We start from the raw sequence: 23,802 nt of genomic DNA on the forward strand, positions 1-23,802 counted from the left end.
CCACGAACTTCCGCGACATGCAAGCCAAGCACCCCGGCCGCGCGCTGGAAAAGGCTGTCAAGGGCATGCTGCCCAAGGGCCCCCTTGGCTACGCGATGATCAAGAAACTCAAGGTGTACGGCGGTGCAGAGCATCCCCACACCGCCCAGCAGCCTAAAGTGCTGGAAATCTAAGGAGCCTTGAGATGATTGGTGAATGGAACAATGGCACCGGCCGTCGCAAGTCCAGCGTCGCCCGCGTGTTTCTGAAAAAAGGCTCCGGCAAGATCACGGTTAACGGCAAGGACATCCAGTCCTACTTCGGCCGCGAAACCTCGATCATGATTGCCAAGCAACCGCTGATGCTGACCAACCACGCCGAAACATTCGACGTGATGATCAATGTGCATGGCGGTGGTGAGTCCGGTCAGGCAGGCGCTGCCCGCCACGGTATCACCCGTGCTCTGATCGACTACGACGCGACGCTCAAGCCCGTACTGAGCCAAGCTGGCTTTGTGACGCGTGATGCGCGCGAAGTGGAACGTAAGAAGGTCGGCCTGCGCTCTGCACGCCGCGCCAAGCAGTTCTCCAAGCGTTAAGCTTTTGGTTCTGCGGGATGTCTGCTCTTTGGGGCAGCGTCTCCTGCAAAGCGCACTTTGGTGCGCTTTGCAGAACAAAAACCGCCTTCGGGCGGTTTTTTCGTTTAAGGTGCGCACTTTCTTCCCAATCTGCCTTCCATGATCCGTCTGTCCTTGCCATGCGCCTTCGACTGCTTCGCCGTCGGCTGACCATCAGTGCCCCGCGTGTGGCCATCCGCAGTGCCTTGCCCTGGCCATTTCGATGGTTGGCGTTGGCGGTGGTGTTTGGGTTTTGCGCCGCAGTGGCAGTGTGGGCGTTTGAATTTGGCAAGTCCATTGCAGGCCTGGACTCTGTCTCGCGCGATGAGTTACTGCAGCTACGCGCCGAAGTCACCCGTCTTCGTGATGAGGGCAGCGAGCAGCAAACGGTCGCCCACACCGCCGAGAGCCTTTTGATGGCTGAACGTGCAGCCAAAGAAGGTCTGATGGCCCAGGTGCGGCAACTGGAAGCCGACAACCGCACCTTGCGCGAAGACCTTGGGTTCTTTGAGAAGCTGATTCCTGTCTCCGGCGCAGAAGGGGTGGCCATCCGCAGCCTGCAGGCGGAGGTGCTGGGGGGGATGCAGCTGCGCTGGCAGGTACTGGTAATCCAGGCTGCGCGCAATGCGCCGGACTTCAATGGCAAGCTGGAGCTTGTACTGACTGGAACCCAGGACGGCGCGCCGTGGACGCAAACCCAGCCCCCGCAGGGCCAGTCGCTGCAGGTCAAGCAATACCGCCGTATCGAAGGTGTACTCGATTTGCCCCCCAATGCCGTGGTAAAAACCGTGACCGCCCGCGTACTGGCCGGAGCCACAGTGCGTGCTACGCAAACCATGGTGCTGGATTGAAACGCGTGTCGGCTCCAAGTTATGCATGCTGTGGTGCTCTGCGCCGCCCACTATGGTTTGAGTCTCATTTGCTCTCAAGGCCGCACGTCTTGATGACTCCCTTGGATGTGTCTTACGAAGATGCCTCCAGTTGTTCAATTTCTACCAGCGCACGGCCCCTTGGGCGATGCGTACCCAGGAGTACCCGCCATGTTTTCTCGCAAGAAGCAGCCCCCCATCAAAAGCTTGGTGGCCGAAGGCACCAAGATAGAAGGAGATGTGCAGTTTGCTGAAGGGATGCGCATTGATGGCGAGGTGGTGGGGGACATCCGGGCGGGGTCTGAGCAGCCGAGCATTCTGGTGATCTCCGAGACGGCGCGTGTCGAGGGCGCGGTGCATGCTGACCATGTCATCGTCAATGGCCAGGTGATCGGCCCGGTGCACGCCAAAGAGTTGCTGGAGCTGCAACCTAAAGCACGCATCACCGGGAATGTTCACTACAAGGCGCTGGAGATGCACCAGGGCGCCATGATCGCGGGGCAGATGTGTCCGGCTGCCCAACTGGTGGAGGAAAAGCCCCCACTCAAGTTGGCGTCAAACGGGCAGTGATCTCAATTCCCGAGCGGTTTGCAGTAGTATTCACGCCAAACCTTGAACCCGGAGTACCTCATGAGCGCTGTTGCCGAAAACATCCAGACCGAAATGCCTGCCCCCATCCTGTTCACGGACAGCGCGGCGGCCAAGGTGGCGGACCTGATTGCCGAAGAAGGCAACCCTGACCTGAAGCTGCGCGTTTTTGTGCAAGGTGGCGGTTGCTCCGGTTTCCAATATGGTTTCACCTTTGACGAAATCACCAATGAAGACGATACGACCATGACCAAGAATGGTGTGTCTCTGTTGATCGATGCCATGAGCTATCAGTACCTCGTTGGCGCCGAGATCGACTACAAGGAAGATCTGCAAGGTGCGCAGTTCGTCATCAAGAACCCCAATGCCACCACCACCTGTGGATGTGGATCGAGCTTCTCGGCTTGATGGATACAAGGCTTTGGCCGTAAGGCTGACAAAGACCAGCTAGCCGCCCTTGGGCGGCTTTTTGTTGGGGCAGGTTTCCCCTCGTGGACGGGTGGGACGGGGTCAGGCCGGGTAAATGGCGCCAAGCATCCGCAGGCCTGCTGCACCGGTCACGCCGGGCAAGTTTCCTGGCAGGCCGTTCAGCGACCGGCGTGCCAGCCATGCGAATGCGGCGGCCTCCACTTGAAGCGCCGGCAGGCCCAGCGCATCGGTGGCCACCACGTCAAGGGCTGGGCACGCAGCTTGAAGGCGGTGCATCAAATGTCGATTGAGTGCGCCACCGCCGCATACAGCCAACAAATTACTATTATTTTGATAGCTGCTAGCGCTTGAAGCACAAGCGATAGCTGTGAATTCTGTCAACGTAGCCTGTACATCCACGGGCGCAGCGGACCCGAAGGGCATCAAGTGCGACGAAAGCCAGGCCGGGTTTAACAGATCGCGCCCCGTGCTTTTTGGGGGGGGTCTGTGCAGAAACGGCTCTTGCAGCAGCGACTCCAAAAGGGCGGGCAATACGGCGCCTTGGGCCGCCCAGGCGCCGCCCGCATCGTACGGGTGCCCTGTGTGCAACTGGCACCAGTGGTCCATCAGGGCGTTGCCGGGGCCGCAGTCAAAGCCCAGCACCGTTCCGTCGGCGCCCAGCACGCTCAGGTTCGAGATACCACCGATGTTGAGCACCAGCATGGTTTCGTTGGTACGCCCAAAAACACCTTGGTGGAATGCAGGTACCAGGGGCGCGCCTTGGCCGCCTGCTGCCACATCGCGGCTGCGCAGGTCGGCCACCACGGCAATGCCGGTCAGCTCGGCCAGCAGCGCCGGGTTGCCCAGTTGCAGCGTGTAGCCGGTGCCGTCAAATTCCTGGGGGCGATGGCGCACCGTCTGCCCATGGGCGCCGATGGCCCGCACGGCTGTGGCAGGCAGTCCGCTGTGGTTCAGCAGCGTGCGAACAATATCGGCGTAGGCACGGGACAGCGCATTGCCTGCCAGTGCGGCGCGGTGTAGCTCGTTGTTGCCGGGGGTGTTTAGCGCCATCAGCTCTGCACGGAGCGCTGGCGCAAAAGGGGCGCTGGCGTGGTGTGTCACCACCATTCGCTCGCCGGAGAAATCAGCTAGCACGCCATCAATGCCGTCGAGCGAGGTGCCCGACATCAGGCCGATGTACAGATCGGACATGGCCTGGTGCGGATTGGACCGAGGGCTGTGCTGGGGCGGGTCAGTTCGCGCTGGCTTGCTGAATCAACGCGGCGGCAGACAGTTGCACGCGCATGTTGCTGGCCAGGCGGTCAAACGCGGGACGACCTGCTGCGGACACGGGCGCGGCCGCCTCGCTTTGCGCAACGATGGTCATGGGGTCCTGGTGCTGGCCGTTCACGCGGAACTCAAAATGCAGGTGCGGCCCGGTGGCCCAGCCGGTGGCACCCACGGCACCCAGGGTCTGGCCTTGTTCGATGGACTGGCCTTGGCGCACGTCGATGCGGCTCAGGTGGGCGTAGACCGTGACGTGCTGGTTGCGGTGCTTGACGAAGACCACATTGCCGTAGCCGTTTTGCACGCCGGCAAACTCGACCACGCCATCACCCACGGTACGCACTGCGGTGCCGGTGGGGGCTGCAAAATCGGTGCCCAGGTGGGCGCGCCAGGTCTTCAGGATGGGGTGCATGCGCATCGAAAAACCACTGCTCACCCGCGAGAACTCTACTGGCGATGTGAGGTATGCGCGGCGCATGCTTTCTCCGTCCAGCGTGTAGTAGGCGCCCTTGGCAGCACCGGGCTCCTGGAACCAGACCGCCCCGTGGGTCTTGCCGTTGTTGACGAACTCGGCGCTCAGCACACGGCCGGTGGACAGGGGTTCGCCATCGGCTTCGAGGGTTTCGTACACCACCGAGAAGCGATCGCCCTTGCGCAACGCGCGGCGAAAGTCGATGTTGCCCGAGAAAAGTTCGGCCACTTGCACCGCGACAGCGTCTGGGATGTTGGATGCGTCGGTGGCTGCAAACAGCGAGCTGTTGATGATGCCGCCCGACAGGCGGCTGCTCGTGGTCATCTTGGCGGTTTCGATGCGCGTGGCGAACTTGTCGCCTGTGCGCTCCACGATCAGGCGGCGGAAGTTGCCGCTGTCGTCGGGCACCCAGCGGACTGCCAGGCGGACCAAGCGGTGGTCATCAGTGGTCTCTGCAGACACGATGCGGCCAGTGCGGCCCAGCACATTTTGTCGTACAGGACTGTCACTGCGCAAAAAAGCGGCTGCGGCGGGATCGGCCACGCCCAGGCGCTGCAGCAGCGATTCGGGGGTGTCACTGGTGCGCACCTGCTCCGAGCGGTAGAGCGAAAAACCGGGGGCTTCCAACTGGTCCAGCACCAGGTTATCTGCCAGCGATTCCACCGAGTAGCTCACCATGCGCACGGGCAGCTCAGCGGCATCGGGGGCCAGTGACGCCACGGCGAATGCGCCGCCACCTCCGGTTAGCAGAACGGCTGCTACTGCGGCAGTGATGCGTTTGGGGTGTTGTTGGATCGTGCGGGACAGTCGGTCAAGCAAAGCCGAGCTGGCGGTGGTCAAGCCGTGAATCAATGGTCTATCCCCAGGGTGAGTGTGAATCCATGACCCTTCCCCGGTACAAGTACGGGGCAAGGCAAGGAGCACAGACTGTCAGGCTGCAGCCATTCGACAGCACTAAAAACAAGTCGAAACAGCGGGCCCACTAGAATCCGCCTCTGCAATGTGGGCTGAAGTATAGCGGCGCATGCTGTCTAGACATCCAAAAAAACCCTTATGAATCAATCTGCTGTTACAACAACCCCGGTCTCCGATGGTGTAGGACGGGCCCTTGAAACTTCGCTGCGCGGCGTGCAAGAGCTGCTGCCGCAAGACGAATGGGTCAAAAAACTCGTACGTTCGGAGGCCACAGGCCAGCCGCTGCGCATCAAATTGGGGCTCGACCCCACGGCCCCCGACATCCACATCGGCCACACGGTGGTGCTGAACAAGATGCGGCAATTGCAAGATCTGGGCCACCAGGTGATTTTCCTGATAGGCGACTTCACCACGTTGATCGGCGATCCGTCAGGGCGCAACAGCACGCGCCCGCCGCTCACACCCGATCAGATCAAGTTCAACGCCGAGACTTACTACACGCAGGCCGCCAAGGTGTTGGATCCTTCGCGCACTGAGATTCGCTACAACAGCGAGTGGAGCGACAAGCTGGGCGCGCGCGGCATGATCCAGCTGTCGGCCAAGTACACGGTGGCGCGCATGATGGAGCGCAACGATTTCCACCAGCGGTTCACCGAAGGCAGCTCGATCAGCCTGCATGAGTTTTTGTACCCGCTGCTGCAGGGCTACGACTCCGTGGCGCTCAAAAGTGATCTGGAGCTGGGGGGCACCGACCAGAAGTTCAACCTGCTCATGGGCCGCCATCTGCAGCTCGAATATGGCCAGGAGCCGCAGTGTGTGCTCACCATGCCGCTGCTCGTAGGGCTCGATGGCGTGGACAAGATGTCCAAGTCCAAGAACAACTACATCGGCATCACCGAAGAAGCCAACACCATGTTCGCCAAGGTGCTGTCGATCAGCGACACGCTGATGTGGGACTGGTACACGCTGCTGTCGTTCAAGAGCCTTGCCGACATCGCCGCACTCAAGGCCGAGATCGCGGGCGGGCGCAACCCCAAGGACGCCAAGGTGATGCTCGCCAAGGAAATCACCGCGCGGTTCCACAGTGCCGCGGCGGCCGAGGCGGCCGAGCAGGATTTCATCAACCGCAGCAAGGGCGGTGTGCCCGATGAGATTCCCGACGTGGCCTTGTCGGGTGCCCCGCTGGGTATTGGTGCGCTGCTCAAGCAGGCCAACCTGGCGCCGTCGGGTAGCGAGGCCAACCGTCTGATTGATGGCGGCGGCGTGCGCGTGGATGGCAGCGTGGTCAGTGACAAGGGCCTGAAACTCGACGCGGGCACCTACGTGGTTCAGGTGGGCAAGCGCAAGTTTGCCCGGGTGACTCTGACCTGATTTTTCAGGTCAAATTTGCCACTAGCGCTTGATGGATAAGCGCTGATAGCTATCAAAATAAAAGCGCTGAAGCCGTAAGGAGCAGCGCTTTTTTCATGCCCCGTCCAGGTCGTCGTTCAAATCCGGGTCCGGCACATCCCCAATCGCCTCGCGCGTTGCCTGCGCCTGCAGTTCTAGCCAGGCGCAAAACGCCTTGATCTCTGGCCGCTGCCCGCTGCGGGGCCCCACCATCAGCCAGTAGGCCAGCGGCGAATCAATACGGTGGCCGGGCAGCACCTCCACCAGGTCGCCAGCGGCCAGCGCATCGGCAATCAGCGGCATGCGCGCCAGCGCCAGGCCCTGGCCAGCCAGGGCGGCCTGCACGATCTGGTGCGCGTAGTTGAAGTACAGCCAGCGCTGGGGCTGCAGCTTGGCCAAGTCGCAGGTGTCGAACCAGCGCCGCCAGCTCAGATATTCCAGGTGCTGGCTGCGGTGCGCGTCGCCGGCTTCGATCAAGGTGAACTGCGCCACATCGGCTGGCGTGCGCAGGGGCTTGCCGCTTTTGAGCAGCCAGGGGCTGGCGACCACCGCCAGTTGCTCGCCAAACAGGCGCTGCGCGCCTTGGGTACCCACGCCGGGCAGGGTGTAGCGCAGGGCCAGGTCCACGTCCGAGGTTTCCAGGTCCACCGGCACGTCGCTCGCATCAATGCGGATGTCGATGCCGGGGTTGTCGCGCTGGAACTCCTCCATGCGCGGAATCAGCCACATCGACGCAAAACTGGCCCAGGTCGTGATGGCCACGCTGCGGCGCCCGGCCGTCTGGCGCACCAGGCGCACGGCGGCGTCCATGCGCTCGATGGCGGGGGCCACGGCGCGCTGCAGCTGTGCGCCTGCGCTGGTCAGCTCCACCGCCCGCGTGTGGCGCAGGAAAAGGGCCACGCCTACTTCTTCTTCCAGCGACTGGATCTGGCGGCTGACGGCCGACTGGGTGAGCGCCAGTTCATCCGCCGCAGCGCGGAAGTTCAGGTGCCGCGCCACGGCCAGAAAAGCGCGCCAGTGCCCGGTGGCCACGGGGCGGGTGCGAAGCACGGCGGGGGAATATTCGGCAGAGGCCATGGTAGGTTTCCCAGTGGGCGATTCATGCGTTGATGGAATGAATAGCGTACCGCGTTTTCATTGGACTGTGAACGCCCTCGGGCGCACCATCCAGGCTCTACAACACCTTTTACTGAAGCCAAGGAGCCTGTCATGTCCCCCCGCAACGTTCTGGAATCGCAACAATCCGTCCATGCCGATCTGGCTGGTCGTTCTGCGGCCGGTTGCTGGAAGCTGGCGGCAGGCTGCGCTTTGTCGCTCTACCCGCGCCAGCGCAGCGTGCTGGAGATTGCCCAAGGCCGTGTCTGGCTCACCCTGAGCCCCGCGAGCCCGTCGCACATCCGCCAAAGCGCCGCATCTGCCGTGGTGGACCAGGTGCTGCAGGCGGGCGAGCGCCTGACCATCGAGCCTGGCCAGCACGTGGTGATGGAGGCATGGAGCCAGTCGGGCGACAGAGCGCATGTCGGCCCCGTGGCGTTTCACTGGGACCTGGCGCCCGCCTCCGCTGCTGCCGCGGCGTTGCCCGCAAGCCCGTTTACCCGCCCGTTCGCACAGTCCAGCGCCGCCAGCGAATGGGAGTGTGGCGTCGTCCAGCCGCTGCGCGACCTGGTGCATGCGCTGGGGCAGGGCGGCCGCGCAGTAGGCACCGCACTGGCAGACATGGCGGCTGCGGGCGGGCGTTTTGCGGCGGGCCTCGCCCGGTTTGCTCTGCATCGGATAGCAGCCCCGCTAACGCGCAAGCCAGCCTGACAACTACATGCAGGAAAAGCATCAATCGGTGCCGTGCTTTTCATTGGACGCACTGCGGCACCCCGCGCACCATAGCGATCTATTAGGGTAAACCCGGATAATGCCATGACGACCACTCAAATTCAGAATTTCCAAGCCGCCCGCACCGAAGTGCGCGCCCCCGCCATCACCAGCACGGCTGCGGCAACCAACAAGGGTGTGTGCACCCTGCTGTCCGGCGCCGCCCTCAGCCTCACACCCAACGCGCCCACGGCGCTGCGCATTGCCGAAGGCAAGGCGTGGGTGACGCTGGATGACGGCCCGCACGGGGCGCGGGGCGAAGCGGCCGGTGACGTGTTCTTGCACGCGGGCCAGACGCTGTGGGTGGCCACAGGCCAGCACGCGGTCGTGGAGCCCCTGGGCGGCCGTCGCCTGCAGTACCGCCTGACGGGCCTGGCCGCAGACCAAAGCCGTGCGTCGTGGTGGCACCGTATCTGGGGCGGCGCACCGTCGCAGGGCACCCCCGCGGATGCCTGCTGCGCCTGACGGTCTTAGGTCCGGGTCGGGCCGTCTGATCCGGAATTTCTATTGAAAAGAGCTGCAGGCGCTTGTCATTAAAGCGCTGGCAGCTCCTTTTTTTATAGTGAACGATGGCGAAAGGTGGGGTGCTTCAGGGCACCAGTTCCTTGCGTAGTTCTCCAAACGCAACCACTGCCACTTCGCCATCCAGGTGCTCCATGCGGGCCAAGGCGTCCACGTCCTCGACCGTGCTGAAGGCCAGACTGAATTGCTGGAACCTGCGCCCCGCCAGCGGGCCGTTGTGCAGCACCTCGACATTCACATGGCGGGGGTCGTTGCGGATGCGCTCGATGAGTTTCAGTACCGCCTTCTGCGGGCCTTCCAGCTGCTGGCAAAAGCGCTGGCCGTCAAAGATCAACAAGCCTGTGATGTCCAGTTCGGAATTGACCTGGCGGGCCCGTCCCGCGATTTCTGCCACCACGCTCAAGGGTTGGTCGGGGGCAAGGGTGCTCACATATAAGACCTCGTAGAGGGCCGTACTAAATTTCATACCGCAATGTAGGCGGCGCACCGCGTCAACACAATGTAAAAAGACATAGTGTGGCGTGCGCAGCACCGTCAGAAAATGAGCGCGCTGGCGACCGAGACCCATCGGGGTGATCCCTAAAATCTCGCCACCATGAACGCCCCTTTGACCTCTGCCGTGTGCCCACCCAACTGCCACAATTGCAGGCTGCGACAGACGGGAGCCTTCACCCTGGTCACGCCCGCACAGCTGGATTTCATCGAGGGCTTTCGCACGGGTGTGACGGTGGTGGAGGCGGGCGGCACGCTGGTGCGCGAGAACCAAGTCAATGCCAAGCTGTTCACGCTGTATTCGGGCTGGGCGTTTCGCTACAAGACGATGAGTGACGGGCGCAGGCAGATCCTGAACTTTCTGCTGCCCGGCGACCTGGTGGGCCTGCAGCAGGAGTTTGGCGATGTGTCCACGCATGGCATCGAGGCGCTGACCGATTGCTCGCTGTGTGTCTTTCAGAACGACAGCCTGTGGGCACTGTTTCGCGAACACCCGCGCCTGGGTTATGACATCACCTGGCTGGCCTCGCATGAAGAGGGCCACCTGGACGAGAACCTGCTGACCACCGGCCGCCGCAACGCCACCGAGCGTGTGGCCATGCTGCTCATGCACCTGTACCGGCGCATGGACCGCATCGGGCTGGTGGAAGACGGCACGGCGGAGTTTCCTCTCAACCAGCAGCACATCGCAGACGCCTTGGGTCTGTCGCTGGTGCACACCAACAAGACGCTGCGGCGCCTGTCGCTGCTGGGCCTGCACGAGTTGAAAAACGGGCGGCTGCGCCTGCTGAACACGCGCGCCCTGTCGCGCATTGCCGAGTATTACGACACGCCGCCGCCGCTGATGCCGCTGCTGTAGGCGCTGGTTGCAGCAGAAAAATATTGGATAAAAATGCCCCTAGCGCTTACGGGATAAGCGCTAGCAGCTATGGTTTTAGTAGCGTTTTGCGCCAGACAGGCTGCAGCCGATAATCCACGGCACCCCGCGCAGCGGACTTGCGCACCGGCCCACCACACTCTTTTTTTCATGACCTCACTCGACATCCTTATCATGGCGGCCGGCAAGGGCACGCGCATGAAAAGCCGCATTCCCAAAGTGCTGCAGCGCCTGGCCGGGCGCCCGCTGCTGCACCATGTGCTGGACCAGGCGGCACATTTGCAGGCGCGCAGCGCCATCGTCATCACGGGCCACGGTGCTACAGAAGTAGAAGCTGCTACCGCAGGTGCAGCAAGCGCCACAAGCACAAGGACCGGCACTTTTGACCTTATGTTTGTGCGCCAGGAGCCCCAGCTGGGCACCGGCCACGCGGTGCAGCAGACCGTGCCGCATCTGCGCGACGATGGCACGGTGGTGGTGCTGTCGGGTGACGTGCCCTTGACCCAGGCCGATACGCTGCGCGCCCTGGTGGCCGCCAGCGAAGGCGGCAAGCTGGCCCTGCTGACGGTGACCCTGCCCGACCCCACGGGCTACGGCCGCATCGTGCGCAATGCATCCGATGCGGTGCAGGGCATCGTCGAGCACAAAGACGCCAGCGACGCCCAGCGCGCCATCACGGAGGTCTACAGCGGCATCATGGCCGTGCCCGCGAAGCTGCTGCGTGGCTGGCTGGCGCGGTTGACCAATAACAACGCCCAGGGTGAGTACTACCTGACCGACATCGTTGCCATGGCCGTGGCAGAGGGCGTGCCGGTGGTGGCCCACCGCATCACCGACGCGCTGCAGGTGGCGGGCGTCAACAGCCCGCTGCAGCTGGCCGAACTGGAGCGCGCGCACCAGCTGCGCCAGGCGCGGGCGCTGATGGAGCAGGGCGTGCGCCTGGCCGACCCGGCGCGGTTTGATCTGCGCGACGATGCGCGCACAGGCGTGCGCGGCGAGCTGGTCTGCGGGCAGGACGTGGAGATTGACGTCAACTGCGTCTTCACGGGCCGCGTGGAGATGGGCGAGGGCGTGAGCATTGGCGCCAACTGCTGCATCGCCAACGCGCGCATCGCGGCGGGCGCGGTGATCCACCCCTTCACCCACATCGACGGCGAAAAAGCCGGCGCCACCGTGGGCGAGGGCGCCTTGATTGGCCCCTTTGCCCGCCTGCGCCCCGGTGCGCAACTGGGCCGCGAGGTGCACATCGGCAACTTTGTGGAAGTGAAGAACTCCACCCTGGCCGACGGTGCCAAGGCCAACCACCTGGCGTATCTCGGCGACGCCACCGTGGGCGAGCGCGTGAACTACGGCGCAGGCAGCATCACCGCCAACTACGACGGCGCCAACAAGCACCGCACCGTCATCGAGGCCGACGTACACATCGGCAGCAACTGCGTGCTGGTAGCGCCCGTCACCATTGGTGTGGGTGGCACGGTGGGCGGTGGCAGCACCATCACCAAGAGCACAGCTGCAGGCGCGCTGAGCGTGGCGCGGGGCAAGCAGGTCAGCATTGCCAACTGGTCCCGCCCTGCCAAACAACCCAAGTCATGAACGAGCCAGACGCCAGCGCCGACCACGAACTGCAGCAACTGCAGGGATTGCGCGCGGAGCTGGCCCGCAGCCAGCAGCAGGTGGCCGACATGGCCGCCGCGCAGGAGGAGTTCTTGCGCGCCGTGTCGCACGACCTGCGCGCGCCGCTGCGGCATGTGACGTCGTACGGAACGCTGGTGCGCGAGGTGCTGGGCGACTTACCGTCCGAGGTGCTGCAGGGCGCCGAGGTGCAGGAGGCGCTGGGATTCCTTGCCACCATGGACCAGTCGGCCCGGCGCATGGGGCTGATGATTGACGGTCTGCAAGCCCTGGTACGGGTGGGGCGTGCGCCACTGCGCCTGCAGCCCATGCCGCTGGCACACGCGGTTGCACACGCGCGCACTGGGTTGGCCCCGCAGGAGGAAGGCCGCACCGTGGAGTGGCAGGTGGCGTCCGAACTCCCCACGCTGCATGCCGACGCGAGCCTGCTGCAGGAGCTGCTGGTGCAGCTGCTGGGCAACGCGCTCAAGTTCACCCGCTCGGTGGCCCAGCCCCGCATTGCCGTGCAAGCCGATAAGGCGCCGCCAGGCCAACTCGTCTTCACGGTGCAGGACAACGGCGCAGGGTTTGACCCCGCTCGTGCGGGCACCTTGTTCGGCGTGTTCCAGCGCCTGCACCGCGAGACCGAATTTGAAGGTGTGGGCACCGGCCTGGCGCTGTGCCGGGCAGTCGCGCAGCGGCATGGCGGCAGCATCACGGCGACCGCAGTGCCGGGGCAGGGCTGCACGGTGCGGGTGCAGTGGCCTGCTGCGCTGGCGCTCCCGGGTGTGGATGGTTAAAAAACCGATCAAGGAGGGCTGAGGGCCTATGGCCCTGTCAGGGCTGTTGCGGGAGGTGGCTGAAAGCCGCTGTCGCGCCGCCCTTTTGCATCAGCAGTTACACAGCGGGCGCGAGTTGCGGTTCTATGCTGCCCGCCACGCGGTTGCGCCCGCCGTGTTTGGCGGCATACAGCGCCGCGTCGGCCGCATCGATCCAGGCGCGCAGGCTGCTATGGCGGTGGTCGGCGGGTGCCACGCCAATGCTGCTGGTGATGCGCACGCCCGGCAGGCTGCGCAGGCGCACGCCCTCGGTCTGCTCGCGGATGCGGTGGGCAATGGCGAGGGCGTCCTTGGCCTGCATGCCCGGCAGGATGATGGCAAATTCATCGCCGCCGTAGCGGCCCGCGCAGTCGCCCGCGCGCACATTGCCGCGCACCACGTGCGCCAGCGCACGGATCACTTCGTCGCCCACGGTGTGGCCGTGTTCGTCGTTGATCTCCTTGAAGTGGTCGATGTCCAGCATCAGCATGCAGGCCGGTTCGTCGGTGGTGTGGTGGCGGCGCAGCGCGGCCTCGGCCTGCTCTTGCCAGTGGCCGCGGCCGAACAGGCCGGTGAGCGCATCTACGCGCCGCAATTCGTCCAGCAACTGGTTCTGTTGCGCGGTTTTGCGGATGAGCTGGTAGCTGACGATGCTGACCGACAACGTGTGCAGCGCCATCACCGGCAGGCAGGCCATGATGACGCGCATGGAGGTGTCGGGCGCCCAGTGCAGGCCGGCGAACGCCGCGCCTGCCACCATGCCGCCCAGCATGGCGGGTATGGAGCGCGCCCACAGCCCGCGGATGCCGGTGGTGATCTTGTCCACCATGGTCAGCGTGACCAGCAGCACGCTGGGCAGCAGGTTGAAGTGCATCAGCGGCACAAAGCTGGCGGCCATGGCCGAATCGATGAGCAGGTTGCGCATCTCGGCGCGGTACGGGTCTTTGCTGCGCCGCGTGATCAGGTAGGCCACATGCGGCCACACAAAGGCGGGCAGCGCCATGGCCAGCCACGCGGCAGCGCTGGCCTGCCGCTCCCACAGCACCACAGCCACCACCATGCCGCCCAGCCCCATGCCCAGGATGCGCAGGGGGTAGATACGTCGGGGCATCTGGCGGCGGCGTGTGGGCATAGGTGAATCCAGGGACGAACGAGCGAGCGAGCGAACGGATGGGCGTGTGGCGGAGCGCCGGTGGCGCCACGCGGAGGGCAGGCAGGGCAGGTCAGGGCGAATGGAACGGGTTGGCCGGGGAGCTTACATGCCTCCGTCGGGCGATGCCAGCAACAAATGACCGGATGCGGGGGCGGTTTTTGGGCGTTTTTTGCCCAGCGCAGGATCGTCGCTCGCGGATTACCGGCGTTGGAGATGCCGCAGTTGCTGGCGCAGCGCAGTGACTTCTTCAATCAGGTCGGTGGTGAGCGCCGCCAGGTGGGGGTCGGCGTCAAAGGTCACTTCCAGGTGGGCGATGCGCCGCGCGCGCACCACCGTGGCGCCGCCGAAGCGCCAGGCAGCGGGGTCGCCGCTGGCAGCCGCGCCCGGTTCTAGCAGGCCCTCCTGCAGCCGGGCGGCTACCCAATCAGCGTCCATGCAGCACGCGCGGGCCAGGGCCTCCAGCGTGAGGGCGACGCTGTCTTCGTCCAGCAATTCAGCGGGGGGCGTGGGGGCATGGGCGCTCATGACTGGGCTCCTTGCGCGGCGCGCGGGTTGTAGTGGGGAAAGGCCTGGGCCAGCGCTGCATACGCGGCGCGTTCGGCATCGGTGGCGGCGGGTGGCAGGGCCATGTTCAGCTCCAGAAATAGGTCGCCTGGCGGTTTGCCGGGGATGCCCCGGCCCTTGAGGCGCAGCTTGCGCCCGGCCTTCCAGCCGGAAGGCACGGTCACTTCGATCACCGAGCCGCCGGGTGTGAGCACCTCAACAGACCCTCCCAGTGCCGCCTCCCAGGGCGCCACCATCAGCGGCTGGTACACATCGCGCCCCTGCGCGCGCCAGCGCGGGTCGGGTTTGAACAGCACCTCCAGAAACAGGTCTCCCGCTGGTGCGCCGCCCCAGCCGGGGCTGCCCTGGCCTGCCAGGCGGATGAGTTGGCCCTCGCGCACGCCTTGGGGGATGGTGACGACCAGGTTGCGCTCGTCACGCACCAGCGACCCGTCGTCGCCCTGGTGCGCGCTTTGCAGCGTCAGGGTGCGCTCGGCGCCTTGGTAGGCGTCCGCCAGGTCCAGTTCGATGCGGGCATGGTGGTCGGTGCCACGCTGGGGCTGGGGTGCTTGTGCCTGGGCGCTGCGGCGCGGCCCGCCACGCGCCCTGGCATTGCGCCCAAATAGCTGTTCAAAGAAGTCGCTGTAGTCGCCCTGCGCGCCACCTGGCCCACCCGGGGCCCCCGAGGCGTCGGAAAACTCGAATCCTGCATCCCAGTGCGGTGGCGGGCGGAAGTCCTGCCCGGGCTGCGCACGCGGTTCCTGCGCCAGCCGGTCGTACGCGGCCCGTTTTTCGGGGTCTGACAGCACCGCATTGGCCTCGTTCAGCGCCGTCATGCGGGCAACGGCGTCGGGCTCCTTGCTCACGTCAGGGTGGTACTTGCGCGCCAGCTTGCGATAGGCCTTCTTGATCTCGTCTGCGGTGGCGCCGGGGGCGACGCCAAGCGTTTCGTAATAGTCCTTGAACTCCATGCGGCATGGCTCCTGTGTGTCCAAACACTCTATGCCGATGCGCTGGGAAGGCAATAGGACAACGACACCCAAAGGGCTGAATGTCGATATGCTATAAAATATATAGCTAACAACGCTTGCTATTCAAGCGCCAGAGGCACTTTTGTGTCAAATTTTGCCCGCCGGGTGGCAAAGAACGCTTTGACGTTGCGCACATTGGCATCACCCGTGAACAACCGCTGCGACAGCGCCAGGTACCCGGGCATGTCCCGCGTGTGTACCACCAGCACAAAGTCTGGCCCGGGCGACACGCGCCAGCATTGCTGCACGGCGTCGTCGGCCACGGCGCGGGCTTCGAAAGCGTCGAGCTGCTCGGAGCCCTGGCGGTCCAGCGACACCTCAACGATGCAGGCCAGCCCATGCCCCTGCAGCGCGGCCAGCCGGTCGGGCTGCAGGATGGCCACCTGGCGCTCGATCAGCCCCGCATCGTGCAGGCGCTTGACGCGGCGCAGGCAGGTGGGCGGAGAGACGTGCACCTGTTCGGCCAGCGCCTGATTGCTTTGCGCAGCGTCGGTTTGCAAAAGGTTGAGGAGCTGCAGGTCGGTGTGGTCGAGTGATATGGATTCCATAAATTAACCAGATATGGCCAAAAATTTCATGAATTATGAATCGTGAAATTAAAGTCCAATACTTGGTGAATATCAATCGCAAATTTCTTTGTGTGCTGCCTACCATCGCCCCATCGCTTTCAACACCAAGGCAACACCATGTGCGGCATCGTCGGCGCAGTCTCCACGCGCAACATCGTTCCCATCCTCGTCCAGGGCCTGCAGCGGCTCGAATACCGGGGCTATGACTCCTGCGGCGTGGCGGTCCACGCGTCCAGCCTGGACGCCACGCGCCCTGCTGGCTTGCAGCGCGCGCGCAGCACCGCCCGCGTGGCCGAGCTGCTGGAGCAGGTGAGCACCGAGCACATCGACGGCGCCACCGGCATTGCCCACACCCGCTGGGCCACCCATGGCGCGCCTGCGGTGCACAACGCCCATCCCCATTTCAGCCATGGCACGGGGGCGGACTCCCACTCGCAAGCCGCAGGCCGCGTGGCCCTGGTGCACAACGGCATCATCGAAAACCATGAAGAACTGCGCAAGGCACTGCAAGCGCGCGGCTATGTGTTTGTAAGCCAGACCGACACCGAGGTCATCGCCCACCTGGTGGACAGCCACTACAGCGGCGATCTCTTTGATGCCGTGCAGGCCACCGTGGCCGAGCTGCACGGCGCCTACGCCATCGCCGTCATGCACAAGGACGAACCCCACCGCGTAGTGGGCGCGCGCGCTGGATCGCCGCTGATCCTGGGGGTCGGAGCCGGTGGAGCAGAACACTTCCTGGCCAGCGACGCCATGGCCCTGGCGGGTGTCACCGACCAGATCGTCTACCTCGAAGAAGGCGATTTGGTGGACCTGCAGCTGGGCCGCTACTGGATCGTGGGCAAGGACGGCACCGCACTGACGCCGGCACAGCGCCCCGTGCGCACCGTGCTGGCCCACAGCGGCGCGGCCGAGCTGGGGCCCTACCGCCACTACATGCAAAAGGAAATTTTCGAGCAACCCCGCGCCATTGCCGACACGCTCGAAGGCGTGGAAGGCATCGTGCCCGAGCTGTTTGATGGCGCAGGCCAGCACGGCGCACCCGGCACAGCCGCCTGGCGCGTGTTCAAGGAAATCGACAGCGTGCTGATCCTGGCGTGCGGCACCAGCTACTACAGCGGCTGCACCGCCAAATACTGGCTCGAAGATATCGCGGGCATCCCCACTCAGGTCGAAGTCGCCAGCGAATACCGCTACCGCACCAGCGTGCCCAACCCGCGCACCCTGGTCGTCACCATCAGCCAAAGCGGCGAAACCGCCGACACCCTTGCCGCGCTGCGCCACGCGCAGAGCCTGGGCATGCAGCACACGCTCACCATCTGCAACGTGGCCACCAGCGCCATGGTGCGTGAATGCAAGCTGGCGTACATCACCCGCGCGGGGGTGGAGATCGGCGTGGCCAGCACCAAGGCGTTCACTACGCAGCTGGCGGGCTTGTTTTTGCTGACCCTGGCACTGGCCCAAAGCAAGGGCCGACTGACCGAAGCGCAGGAGGCCGAGCACCTCAAGGCCATGCGCCACCTGCCCGTGGCCCTGCAAGCTGTGCTGGCCCTGGAGCCGCAAATCATCAGCTGGGCCGAAGACTTTGCGCGCATGGAAAACGCCCTGTTCCTGGGCCGCGGCCTGCACTACCCCATTGCACTCGAAGGCGCCTTGAAGCTCAAGGAAATCAGCTACATCCACGCCGAGGCCTACCCGGCCGGTGAACTCAAACACGGCCCCCTGGCCCTGGTCACCAGCGCCATGCCGGTGGTGACGGTCGCGCCCAACGACGCCCTCTTGGAAAAGCTCAAGAGCAACATGCAGGAGGTGCGCGCCCGCGCCGGCGTGCTGTATGTACTGGCCGACGGTGACACCCGCATTGAAAGCGGCGAGGGACTGCACGTGATCCGCATGCCCGAGCACTACGGCCCCTTGAGCCCGCTGCTGCACGTGGTGCCGCTGCAGCTGCTGGCGTATCACACGGCTTGCGCGCGGGGGACGGATGTCGACAAGCCCAGGAATTTAGCCAAAAGTGTCACCGTGGAGTGACGTCGGGGGCGGGGTTTTTATTGTGATTACAAGAAATAAAGTTCGTCGGATGCAAATAAAGTTTGTCGGGCATTTCCTGCATTGTGAAATCAACCCACCCGAGTCTTTTCAGTCAATCACAGTGCAGAACACTCGTAGTGGAGGGGGCGCTATGGGTTCACATCCACACGAAAATCCTCCCTGAACTCCAGGTTCTCCATCCCCCCACCCCCGAGCTTGTATCCCCTGGGGTTGGAGGCCACCCGAGTCCCCCGCACCTGGTAGTCCACGCTGTCATGGATATGCCCATGGATCCAGGTGCTGGCCCGCCCCATCAGCGCCTCCAGGTCGCTCGCATAGCAAGGTGCAGCGGGTGCCCCGCAAAGCCCTCGGAAAGCGCCAGAGGGCGCAGCGCATGATGGGTCACCACCACCTTGTTCTCCGGATCCCCCTGGCCCAGCTGTTCTTCCAGCCACAGTCTGCTCTCTTGGTGCCGACGCGCAGCCATCGCAGGAAACAGCCGGTGCTTGCGCTGCCAGTACATCTCCGGCTGCGGAGAAATCTTGATCCGCTTGTAGTCATTCATGCGCTGGCGCGCTGCGCTCATCGCTTCCAGCTTGGTGTCCGCACCGTGTAGCGCAAAGTCCGTCCAGAGCGCGCAGCCCATAAACCGTACTCCGCCAATCACGACGTCATCGTTCTACAGGTAGTGGATATCGTGTTCCCGTGCCAACACGCGCATGGCATCCACGTGCTTGTCCCAGTTCTGCCCGTAAAACTCATGGTTGCCGTCCACATAAATGATTGCCTTGTCCGGGAAGGTCTCGCGCGCCCAGGGCAGGCCCTTGGTGCCTTCGGTGATGTTGCCGGCCAGCACCACCACATCGATCGGTTTGAGGAAGTCGGGGTCCAGCTGCAGCGTCAGAGGACACATATCAGATGCAAGTCCGAGTACACAAGCAGTTTCATGGAGGCTCCATCGGAGAGTTGTGCGGATTCATGGCCGACCCCGGCGGGGCTTCTTGCGCACCTTGGCAGACGGCGTAAAGCCGACCCGCTGAATCCGACTTGAGATCAAGCGTCCGTTCAGTACTGGCCCTGGTTTGATGCTGACCCTGAGTCCCTTGCCAGGACCCTTTAGCGAAAAGTACACGCGGCTCCCCACCTTCCACCCCATCTCCGGTGGTAATGGAAAGCGATAACGGCTATCGATGCAGGTTTGTCCGGAGGGCTCGGATCGTCTTTTGACAGTCTTTGGATTCAGAGGCATACCAATCCTTGTGTGACATCCCACCCCACATTGACGAAGTGGGTGGTCTCGGTCGGTGCCAGCACCTCGCGGTGCAAATGCCCGTGGTAGTTCAGCAGTCGGCCAGCGCTATGGTCGACAGTCGCTGGGTAATGGCTCACAAAGACGTTCTGACCCAGTCCGTCCTTCCAGGCCAGGAAGGGCAACACCGCATCAAACAGCGAACGCTGACCGTCGATGGATCGCTCCGCAAGATAGCGGCATTCGCCATTGCGCTTGAGGTCGTGGTTTCCAAGCACCAGTACCTTGCGCCCCGGGATACGCCGAATCCATTCCATGGCCAGGTGGTGGTCTCCCATGGCCAGGTCGCCCACGATCACCAGCCATTCGTCATCACGAACCTTCCGCGTCTGAGAGACCAAGTGCTCGTTCATCTGCGCGGCATCGATAAAAGGGCGGTTGCAGTACCGGATTACGTTGGCATGGCAAAGATGCAAGTCTGCAGTCATCCAGACCCGCTCACCGCGGGCCAGGGCTTGCTCGATCAGTGTGCTCACCGCGCCGATGGTGCCGGGCCGTGCCAGCGCCAACATGGCCGCGTGCACATCGGGACGACTTCTCTCGGTCTCAAGGGTGCGCTTGAATAGGTCCAGGGCGTCGTCAAAGTCCATGCAGTCCCCGCCAACTCGGAGAAGCATGCTGCTGCGTGGATAACGGTGGGGATCTGAAAGGCATAACGGGCTCCTGATTGCGGAGCCCGATGGGGGTGGCCTGAAGGTGAGGGACCAGGCTCCGCGGTGATGAACTGCGGGCTGCTGGAATCGGAAAAACTAGGTCTTCAACCGGATACCAAACACCGCACGATGGTCGTTTTCACGACTATCGATGCGGTGGATATGAAGAGGGTGCGGCTGGACATGCGGTTCATTATCCCGGAGCGGGAAAGCCTTGTCAACACTGGGTTTGCGGGCAATGGCGAAGGTACTCGTTGAATTGGTTTGTGGTGATATCAAGGTGCAAATCAAATGCCACTGAGTGGTGTTCAACTGTGCCCATGCGCTCCTGTGCGACGACATTCGATGCCAGTGATTTCGTGTTGAGCATTGAATGGGTTGATGTCATAGTGGGCGAAGTTCCTTGCTCGTTCCAACGAAGGGCACACATGATGAATCGCCACTCCGAATCACCGGAAAACGTCCCGACGCCTTCGCACGCCAACGCAGACACAAAGCTCGACACTGCAGTCACCGAGCGCACGCTGCTCCAACGCGACTTGTTTTTGCGCGCTGCCGAAGTGTTCGGCAGCGAGGGCCCCATGTGGATGGCAAAGCCGCATGACCTGCTCAACGGCAAGAGCCCGAAGGAACACGCCACCAACGAAGCCGGTTGCTCAAAGGTCCGCCAGATCCTGAACTCGATCGAATATGGTGGCGTTGTTTGAGCATCGTCGCCTGGTGTCTTGAAAAGACGCAAGGGGACAGAAGGGTCGTGGGCCTTCGCGCAGGTTGAAAGGAATCAGTCGATGAAACTCTACGTGCTCTCGGACCTCCATGCGGATCAAACGGCGTTCACACCCGATCCTGCTGCTATAGAGGCCTGTGACCTGGTGATCCTAGCCGGGGACATTCACACCGGCGGGTTTGTTCCGACCTGGGCGCGCGACAAGTTTGGTGAGGACAAGCCGATTCTCTGGGTTGCCGGGAATCATGAGTTTTACGACCACGACTGGGACCGCTCTCTTGGTGACATGCGCAACGCAGCGCAGCAGCAAGGGGTTCACTTTCTTGAGAACAATTCGATCACGATTGGAGGTGTGGATTTCCTCGGCACAACGCTCTGGACCGATTTTGAGTTGCTGGGCCGTAAAAGCGAATCCATCACCAATGCCAGCCGTTACGTCGCGGACTACAAGGCGATCGCCGGCTGCAACCCTTTCAAGACCATCGAGCGACACCGGGTCAGCCGTGCTTGGCTGGCCAACCAGCTGTCCTCCGAATCGCCAAGGCCTCGCGTGGTTGTGACCCATCACTACCCCAGTCCTCTCTCGACGGATCCGCAGTATGCGGATGAGCCTGCCAGCGCGGCGTTTGGATCGGACCTTCCGCCCGAATTCTTCAAGGGTGTGAACCTGTGGATTCATGGGCATACCCACACGTCGTTTGACTACGAGACCCATGGGTGTCGGGTGGTTTGCAACCCGCGTGGTTACCTGCAGCGCGATGGTAGTTTTGAGAATCCGCACTTCAACCCTGGCTTGCTCTTATGCCTTTGAACAAGCGATGCGATTTGTGGGCCACTGTTGATACAAGCGTTGTGAGTTGACCCCCCCATGCTCCACCAATCAAAAGACCGTAGCCTTCTGCTGCACCAGGAGGCGGTGAGGATGATTCAGGCTGAGCCTGCTCTGACGGACCGCGCTCTCGGGATCCTGAAGCGTTGGGCTGAGCATTCAGAGTGGACACGCAACGCTACTGCGTGACCGCTGGGTCGAGATCATCAAGGCCGGTGACTGGTCGGCTGCGCTCGAAGAGTCCGAGCGCGGAAAGCAGCTCCGCCAGGCGTCCCCCAAGGCCTGCTTGGTGCCCGATGAAGTGCGCATGGAGATCATCCGAAGCGTGAAGGGGAGCGGCAAGCCTACAGGCCTGGAGGTGCTGCAAGAGAAAAGGCGCTGAAGCCTTGGTTGTGCACAGCAAGCCCTTGCGCCCGTTGCAGCGCTGTTTGAACCTCAGACCTTCGCCGCCTGGCGGATCTTCTTATTGGCCTTGACCGGCCCCATCCTCACCACTTCCTCAATCTTCGCGAGCTGCTTGGCACGAGGGTGGGCCTGGCCCTTCTCCCACCTTGAGTACGACAGTGGAGTGACAGCCAGCAAAGATGCCATTTGAAGTTGAGTGGCTCCAAGTGCATTGCGCATCTGGGTGAGAATCTCCGGCGCAAACACGAAGTCCTCGCGCGTAGCCCGTTTCGAAACTATAGGTTGGGGGGAAGGCGAAACTGCTCTTGCCACCTTCGTCTGCCGTTGGGCCGCCTTCAGCTGCGAGGTGAGGCCCTTCACTTCCCGCTTTAAAGCGGCAATCTCCGAACGGTGGCTGGTGATCGCTTTGCGCATACCCTGAAGTTCAGGCTTGAGCTCCTTGCGCGCCATGCGAACAACTTCGGCGCGAAAGGCATTGGAAAACGTATTCATAGGTGCAATGGTACGAGATGCCCACTCCGAGAATTCAAAACACCAAATCGCCGTCCCCACCTCGTAAGATCGTCGCACCATGACCACCAAAGCCACCTGGACACAGGAAACCTTAGAGCAAACGCCCTGGGCGCTGGCGTTCAAGAAGGACGCGCCTGTCAGCTACGTCACGGCTATGCGCTACGCCCTGGAGGAAAGACTGCAGGTATTCATTGAGCACACCACGGAGTCTGGTGAATCGCAATGGGTCATTCGCGTGCTGGACGATCCCTCGTTCTGGATGGACGCCGTGCCCACCAAGACCGCGGCTATCCAGATCAGTCGAGAGATGGGTTGGAAGATTGTCCGCTAGGTACAGTGATCAATCTGCGCGCCATCAATCGATAGGCCATCGGTCAGCATTCCAAAAAAAACCGCCAGAGGCCCAAACCCGTGGCGGTTTTGTTCAAGCGTTGGCCTACTGCGCTGTTCTTACTTCGCAGCCTTGTCGGCCTTGCGCTTTGCAGCCTTGGGATCCACCACGGCCTTGAACTTGGAACCCGCTACAAACTTAGGTACCGTGCTCGCGGGGATCTTCAGCGCTGCGCCAGTCGATGGGTTCTTTCCCGTGCGTGCCGCACGCTTGGCAGACTTGAAGGTCCCAAATCCCACCAGCTGAACGGCATCGCCCTTCTTGACTGCGGTCTGGATGGTGTCGATCAGAGTGTCCAGTACAGCATTGGCTGCGACCTTGGACAGATCATTCTTGGCGGCGAGGATGGCAACGAGGTCAGCACGGTTCATGGATGCTCACAATGCAAAAAAGTTGAAAGGGCCGATTTATAACCCCACCGCTGACACCTGGCTTGCGAATCTCAATGCTGCAGTGCACTCTTTGGCAAGAACTCCACCCCCGTTCTCTTGACCAACTCCTGATAGCTGATCGGCTGGCTCACCGTCTCCTCCTCGGGTTCTCTTGCCAGTGCGCCCAAGCCCGCTTGTCCGTGGCGTCATAGACCAGCTTGTACAGATAGGTGGGCACCTTCACTCCATTGCCTCCAATGCGCGGTCCACTGTCCGTGAACACCGGCCCAGTGATCACAAACACATCCCCCTTGGCCCTTCGCGCATAGCGCCGGGTGTCCTGCTCGATCTTGTTCCAAGCACCCCCGTTGTGCTGGATGTCCTGCGGAACCATGTTGGCCAGGCTGAAGCTCTGCGCCATCGCCGTGGGGGTGGGCATGTCCCCTGCAGGCGCCATATGAAATACCCGGTGATGCAGCATACTCATTGAATGCGGCTCTCAGTGCTCAGGCAAGTGAATGTGGTGTTCAAGCTGCTGATACTTTCGTTGGGCAAGCCACGAAGTGGC

At 62.9% G+C, this 23,802-nt stretch carries 29 protein-coding genes and 1 pseudogene; 16 read left to right on the forward strand and 14 right to left on the reverse strand.

The window, feature by feature from the left end:
• The 5 genes from ACK4OE_RS07665 to erpA form a co-directional block, all read left to right on the forward strand.
• On the forward strand, positions 1-173 hold a 173-nt coding region (locus ACK4OE_RS07665; RefSeq protein ID WP_409884174.1), incomplete at its 5' end, for an uL13 family ribosomal protein.
• 11 nt (positions 174-184) lie between these two features.
• Positions 185-577: a 30S ribosomal protein S9 gene (rpsI, locus tag ACK4OE_RS07670; RefSeq protein WP_100409161.1), complete on the forward strand. Its 393-nt coding sequence runs from the start codon at positions 185-187 to the stop codon at positions 575-577.
• A gap of 158 nt (positions 578-735) precedes the next feature.
• Positions 736-1,446: a DUF6776 family protein gene (locus ACK4OE_RS07675; RefSeq protein WP_409884106.1), complete on the forward strand. Its 711-nt coding sequence runs from the start codon at positions 736-738 to the stop codon at positions 1,444-1,446.
• Between the two features lie 189 nt (positions 1,447-1,635).
• Positions 1,636-2,034, forward strand: coding sequence for a polymer-forming cytoskeletal protein (locus tag ACK4OE_RS07680; protein ID WP_409884107.1), 399 nt, complete (start codon positions 1,636-1,638; stop codon positions 2,032-2,034).
• A 60-nt stretch (positions 2,035-2,094) separates the two neighbouring features.
• The gene (gene erpA / locus ACK4OE_RS07685; RefSeq protein ID WP_008907234.1) at positions 2,095-2,460 is read left to right on the forward strand and encodes an iron-sulfur cluster insertion protein ErpA; all 366 of its coding nucleotides are present in this window, start codon (positions 2,095-2,097) and stop codon (positions 2,458-2,460) included.
• 102 nt (positions 2,461-2,562) lie between these two features.
• On the opposite strand, the gene ACK4OE_RS07690 is transcribed toward erpA, so the two are convergent.
• Positions 2,563-3,672, reverse strand: coding sequence for an anhydro-N-acetylmuramic acid kinase (locus ACK4OE_RS07690; RefSeq protein WP_409884108.1), 1,110 nt, complete (start codon positions 3,670-3,672; stop codon positions 2,563-2,565).
• Positions 3,673-3,712: 40 nt separating this feature from the next.
• Positions 3,713-5,071: a peptidoglycan DD-metalloendopeptidase family protein gene (locus tag ACK4OE_RS07695; protein ID WP_409884111.1), complete on the reverse strand. Its 1,359-nt coding sequence runs from the start codon at positions 5,069-5,071 to the stop codon at positions 3,713-3,715.
• A gap of 201 nt (positions 5,072-5,272) precedes the next feature.
• On the opposite strand from ACK4OE_RS07695, the gene tyrS reads away from it, so the two are divergent.
• A complete protein-coding gene (gene tyrS / locus ACK4OE_RS07700; protein WP_409884112.1) occupies positions 5,273-6,505 on the forward strand; it encodes a tyrosine--tRNA ligase in 1,233 nt (410 codons plus the stop codon).
• Positions 6,506-6,598: 93 nt separating this feature from the next.
• Here the strand turns inward: tyrS and ACK4OE_RS07705 are convergent, their stop codons facing one another.
• Positions 6,599-7,600, reverse strand: coding sequence for a LysR substrate-binding domain-containing protein (locus tag ACK4OE_RS07705; RefSeq protein ID WP_409884113.1), 1,002 nt, complete (start codon positions 7,598-7,600; stop codon positions 6,599-6,601).
• Between the two features lie 132 nt (positions 7,601-7,732).
• Here ACK4OE_RS07705 and ACK4OE_RS07710 point away from each other — a divergent pair, with 132 nt between their 5' ends.
• Positions 7,733-8,329 (forward strand): DUF2917 domain-containing protein, encoded by a 597-nt coding sequence (locus ACK4OE_RS07710; RefSeq protein ID WP_409884114.1) that lies wholly within the window; start codon positions 7,733-7,735, stop codon positions 8,327-8,329.
• A 105-nt stretch (positions 8,330-8,434) separates the two neighbouring features.
• The gene (locus tag ACK4OE_RS07715) at positions 8,435-8,854 is read left to right on the forward strand and encodes a DUF2917 domain-containing protein (RefSeq protein ID WP_409884115.1); all 420 of its coding nucleotides are present in this window, start codon (positions 8,435-8,437) and stop codon (positions 8,852-8,854) included.
• Positions 8,855-8,978: 124 nt separating this feature from the next.
• Here the strand turns inward: ACK4OE_RS07715 and ACK4OE_RS07720 are convergent, their stop codons facing one another.
• Positions 8,979-9,377: a BLUF domain-containing protein gene (locus ACK4OE_RS07720; protein ID WP_409884116.1), complete on the reverse strand. Its 399-nt coding sequence runs from the start codon at positions 9,375-9,377 to the stop codon at positions 8,979-8,981.
• Positions 9,378-9,506: 129 nt separating this feature from the next.
• Between ACK4OE_RS07720 and ACK4OE_RS07725 the strand changes: the two genes are divergently transcribed.
• The 3 genes from ACK4OE_RS07725 to ACK4OE_RS07735 all read left to right on the forward strand — a co-directional run bounded on the left by ACK4OE_RS07725 (position 9,507) and on the right by ACK4OE_RS07735 (position 12,691).
• Positions 9,507-10,262 (forward strand): Crp/Fnr family transcriptional regulator, encoded by a 756-nt coding sequence (locus ACK4OE_RS07725; protein ID WP_409884117.1) that lies wholly within the window; start codon positions 9,507-9,509, stop codon positions 10,260-10,262.
• A gap of 168 nt (positions 10,263-10,430) precedes the next feature.
• Positions 10,431-11,873: a bifunctional UDP-N-acetylglucosamine diphosphorylase/glucosamine-1-phosphate N-acetyltransferase GlmU gene (glmU, locus tag ACK4OE_RS07730; RefSeq protein WP_409884118.1), complete on the forward strand. Its 1,443-nt coding sequence runs from the start codon at positions 10,431-10,433 to the stop codon at positions 11,871-11,873.
• Entirely contained in the window at positions 11,870-12,691 is an 822-nt protein-coding gene (locus ACK4OE_RS07735; protein WP_409884119.1) for a sensor histidine kinase, read from the forward strand. Before glmU ends, ACK4OE_RS07735 begins: the two co-directional genes overlap by 4 nt.
• Positions 12,692-12,788: 97 nt before the next feature.
• Here the strand turns inward: ACK4OE_RS07735 and ACK4OE_RS07740 are convergent, their stop codons facing one another.
• The 4 genes from ACK4OE_RS07740 to ACK4OE_RS07755 form a co-directional block, all read right to left on the reverse strand.
• Positions 12,789-13,841: a diguanylate cyclase gene (locus tag ACK4OE_RS07740; RefSeq protein ID WP_409884120.1), complete on the reverse strand. Its 1,053-nt coding sequence runs from the start codon at positions 13,839-13,841 to the stop codon at positions 12,789-12,791.
• A 219-nt stretch (positions 13,842-14,060) separates the two neighbouring features.
• Positions 14,061-14,387, reverse strand: a complete 327-nt coding sequence (locus tag ACK4OE_RS07745) for a MerR family transcriptional regulator (protein ID WP_409884121.1) — start codon at positions 14,385-14,387, stop codon at positions 14,061-14,063.
• Positions 14,384-15,376, reverse strand: a complete 993-nt coding sequence (locus ACK4OE_RS07750; protein WP_409884122.1) for a DnaJ C-terminal domain-containing protein — start codon at positions 15,374-15,376, stop codon at positions 14,384-14,386. Before ACK4OE_RS07750 ends, ACK4OE_RS07745 begins: the two co-directional genes overlap by 4 nt.
• Before the next feature lie 119 nt (positions 15,377-15,495).
• Entirely contained in the window at positions 15,496-15,984 is a 489-nt protein-coding gene (locus ACK4OE_RS07755) for an Lrp/AsnC family transcriptional regulator (RefSeq protein ID WP_409884123.1), read from the reverse strand.
• Positions 15,985-16,122: 138 nt separating this feature from the next.
• Between ACK4OE_RS07755 and glmS the strand changes: the two genes are divergently transcribed.
• Positions 16,123-18,036: a glutamine--fructose-6-phosphate transaminase (isomerizing) gene (gene glmS, locus ACK4OE_RS07760; RefSeq protein WP_409884124.1), complete on the forward strand. Its 1,914-nt coding sequence runs from the start codon at positions 16,123-16,125 to the stop codon at positions 18,034-18,036.
• Positions 18,037-18,349: 313 nt separating this feature from the next.
• On the opposite strand, the gene ACK4OE_RS07765 is transcribed toward glmS, so the two are convergent.
• From ACK4OE_RS07765 to ACK4OE_RS07775, 3 genes are all read right to left on the reverse strand, one after another.
• The gene (locus tag ACK4OE_RS07765; protein ID WP_409884127.1) at positions 18,350-18,682 is read right to left on the reverse strand and encodes a hypothetical protein; all 333 of its coding nucleotides are present in this window, start codon (positions 18,680-18,682) and stop codon (positions 18,350-18,352) included.
• Between the two features lie 33 nt (positions 18,683-18,715).
• The gene (locus ACK4OE_RS07770) at positions 18,716-18,949 is read right to left on the reverse strand and encodes a hypothetical protein (RefSeq protein ID WP_409884129.1); all 234 of its coding nucleotides are present in this window, start codon (positions 18,947-18,949) and stop codon (positions 18,716-18,718) included.
• 326 nt (positions 18,950-19,275) lie between these two features.
• Positions 19,276-19,935: a metallophosphoesterase gene (locus ACK4OE_RS07775; RefSeq protein WP_409884130.1), complete on the reverse strand. Its 660-nt coding sequence runs from the start codon at positions 19,933-19,935 to the stop codon at positions 19,276-19,278.
• Positions 19,936-20,064: 129 nt separating this feature from the next.
• Between ACK4OE_RS07775 and ACK4OE_RS07780 the strand changes: the two genes are divergently transcribed.
• The 3 genes from ACK4OE_RS07780 (at position 20,065) to ACK4OE_RS07790 (ending at position 21,536) form a co-directional block, all read left to right on the forward strand.
• The gene (locus tag ACK4OE_RS07780) at positions 20,065-20,256 is read left to right on the forward strand and encodes a hypothetical protein (RefSeq protein ID WP_409884132.1); all 192 of its coding nucleotides are present in this window, start codon (positions 20,065-20,067) and stop codon (positions 20,254-20,256) included.
• 173 nt (positions 20,257-20,429) lie between these two features.
• Complete coding sequence (locus ACK4OE_RS07785; protein ID WP_409884133.1) at positions 20,430-20,705, forward strand: antitoxin Xre/MbcA/ParS toxin-binding domain-containing protein; 276 nt, start codon at positions 20,430-20,432, stop codon at positions 20,703-20,705.
• Positions 20,706-20,786: 81 nt separating this feature from the next.
• The gene (locus tag ACK4OE_RS07790; RefSeq protein ID WP_409884134.1) at positions 20,787-21,536 is read left to right on the forward strand and encodes a metallophosphoesterase; all 750 of its coding nucleotides are present in this window, start codon (positions 20,787-20,789) and stop codon (positions 21,534-21,536) included.
• A 453-nt stretch (positions 21,537-21,989) separates the two neighbouring features.
• Here the strand turns inward: ACK4OE_RS07790 and ACK4OE_RS07795 are convergent, their stop codons facing one another.
• A complete protein-coding gene (locus tag ACK4OE_RS07795; RefSeq protein WP_409884135.1) occupies positions 21,990-22,451 on the reverse strand; it encodes a helix-turn-helix domain-containing protein in 462 nt (153 codons plus the stop codon).
• Between the two features lie 79 nt (positions 22,452-22,530).
• Between ACK4OE_RS07795 and ACK4OE_RS07800 the strand changes: the two genes are divergently transcribed.
• Positions 22,531-22,803, forward strand: a complete 273-nt coding sequence (locus tag ACK4OE_RS07800; RefSeq protein ID WP_409884136.1) for a hypothetical protein — start codon at positions 22,531-22,533, stop codon at positions 22,801-22,803.
• A 119-nt stretch (positions 22,804-22,922) separates the two neighbouring features.
• Here the strand turns inward: ACK4OE_RS07800 and ACK4OE_RS07805 are convergent, their stop codons facing one another.
• Both ACK4OE_RS07805 and ACK4OE_RS07810 read right to left on the reverse strand, forming a co-directional pair.
• Positions 22,923-23,234, reverse strand: a complete 312-nt coding sequence (locus tag ACK4OE_RS07805) for an HU family DNA-binding protein (RefSeq protein ID WP_409884137.1) — start codon at positions 23,232-23,234, stop codon at positions 22,923-22,925.
• A gap of 71 nt (positions 23,235-23,305) precedes the next feature.
• A pseudogene (locus tag ACK4OE_RS07810) lies at positions 23,306-23,694 on the reverse strand (DNA/RNA non-specific endonuclease); the annotation flags it as partial.
• Positions 23,695-23,802 lie beyond the last annotated feature (108 nt).

Origin of the sequence: Acidovorax sp., assembly GCF_046314175.1 — a bacterium.
Taxonomy (GTDB): Bacteria; Pseudomonadota; Gammaproteobacteria; order Burkholderiales; family Burkholderiaceae_C; genus Acidovorax.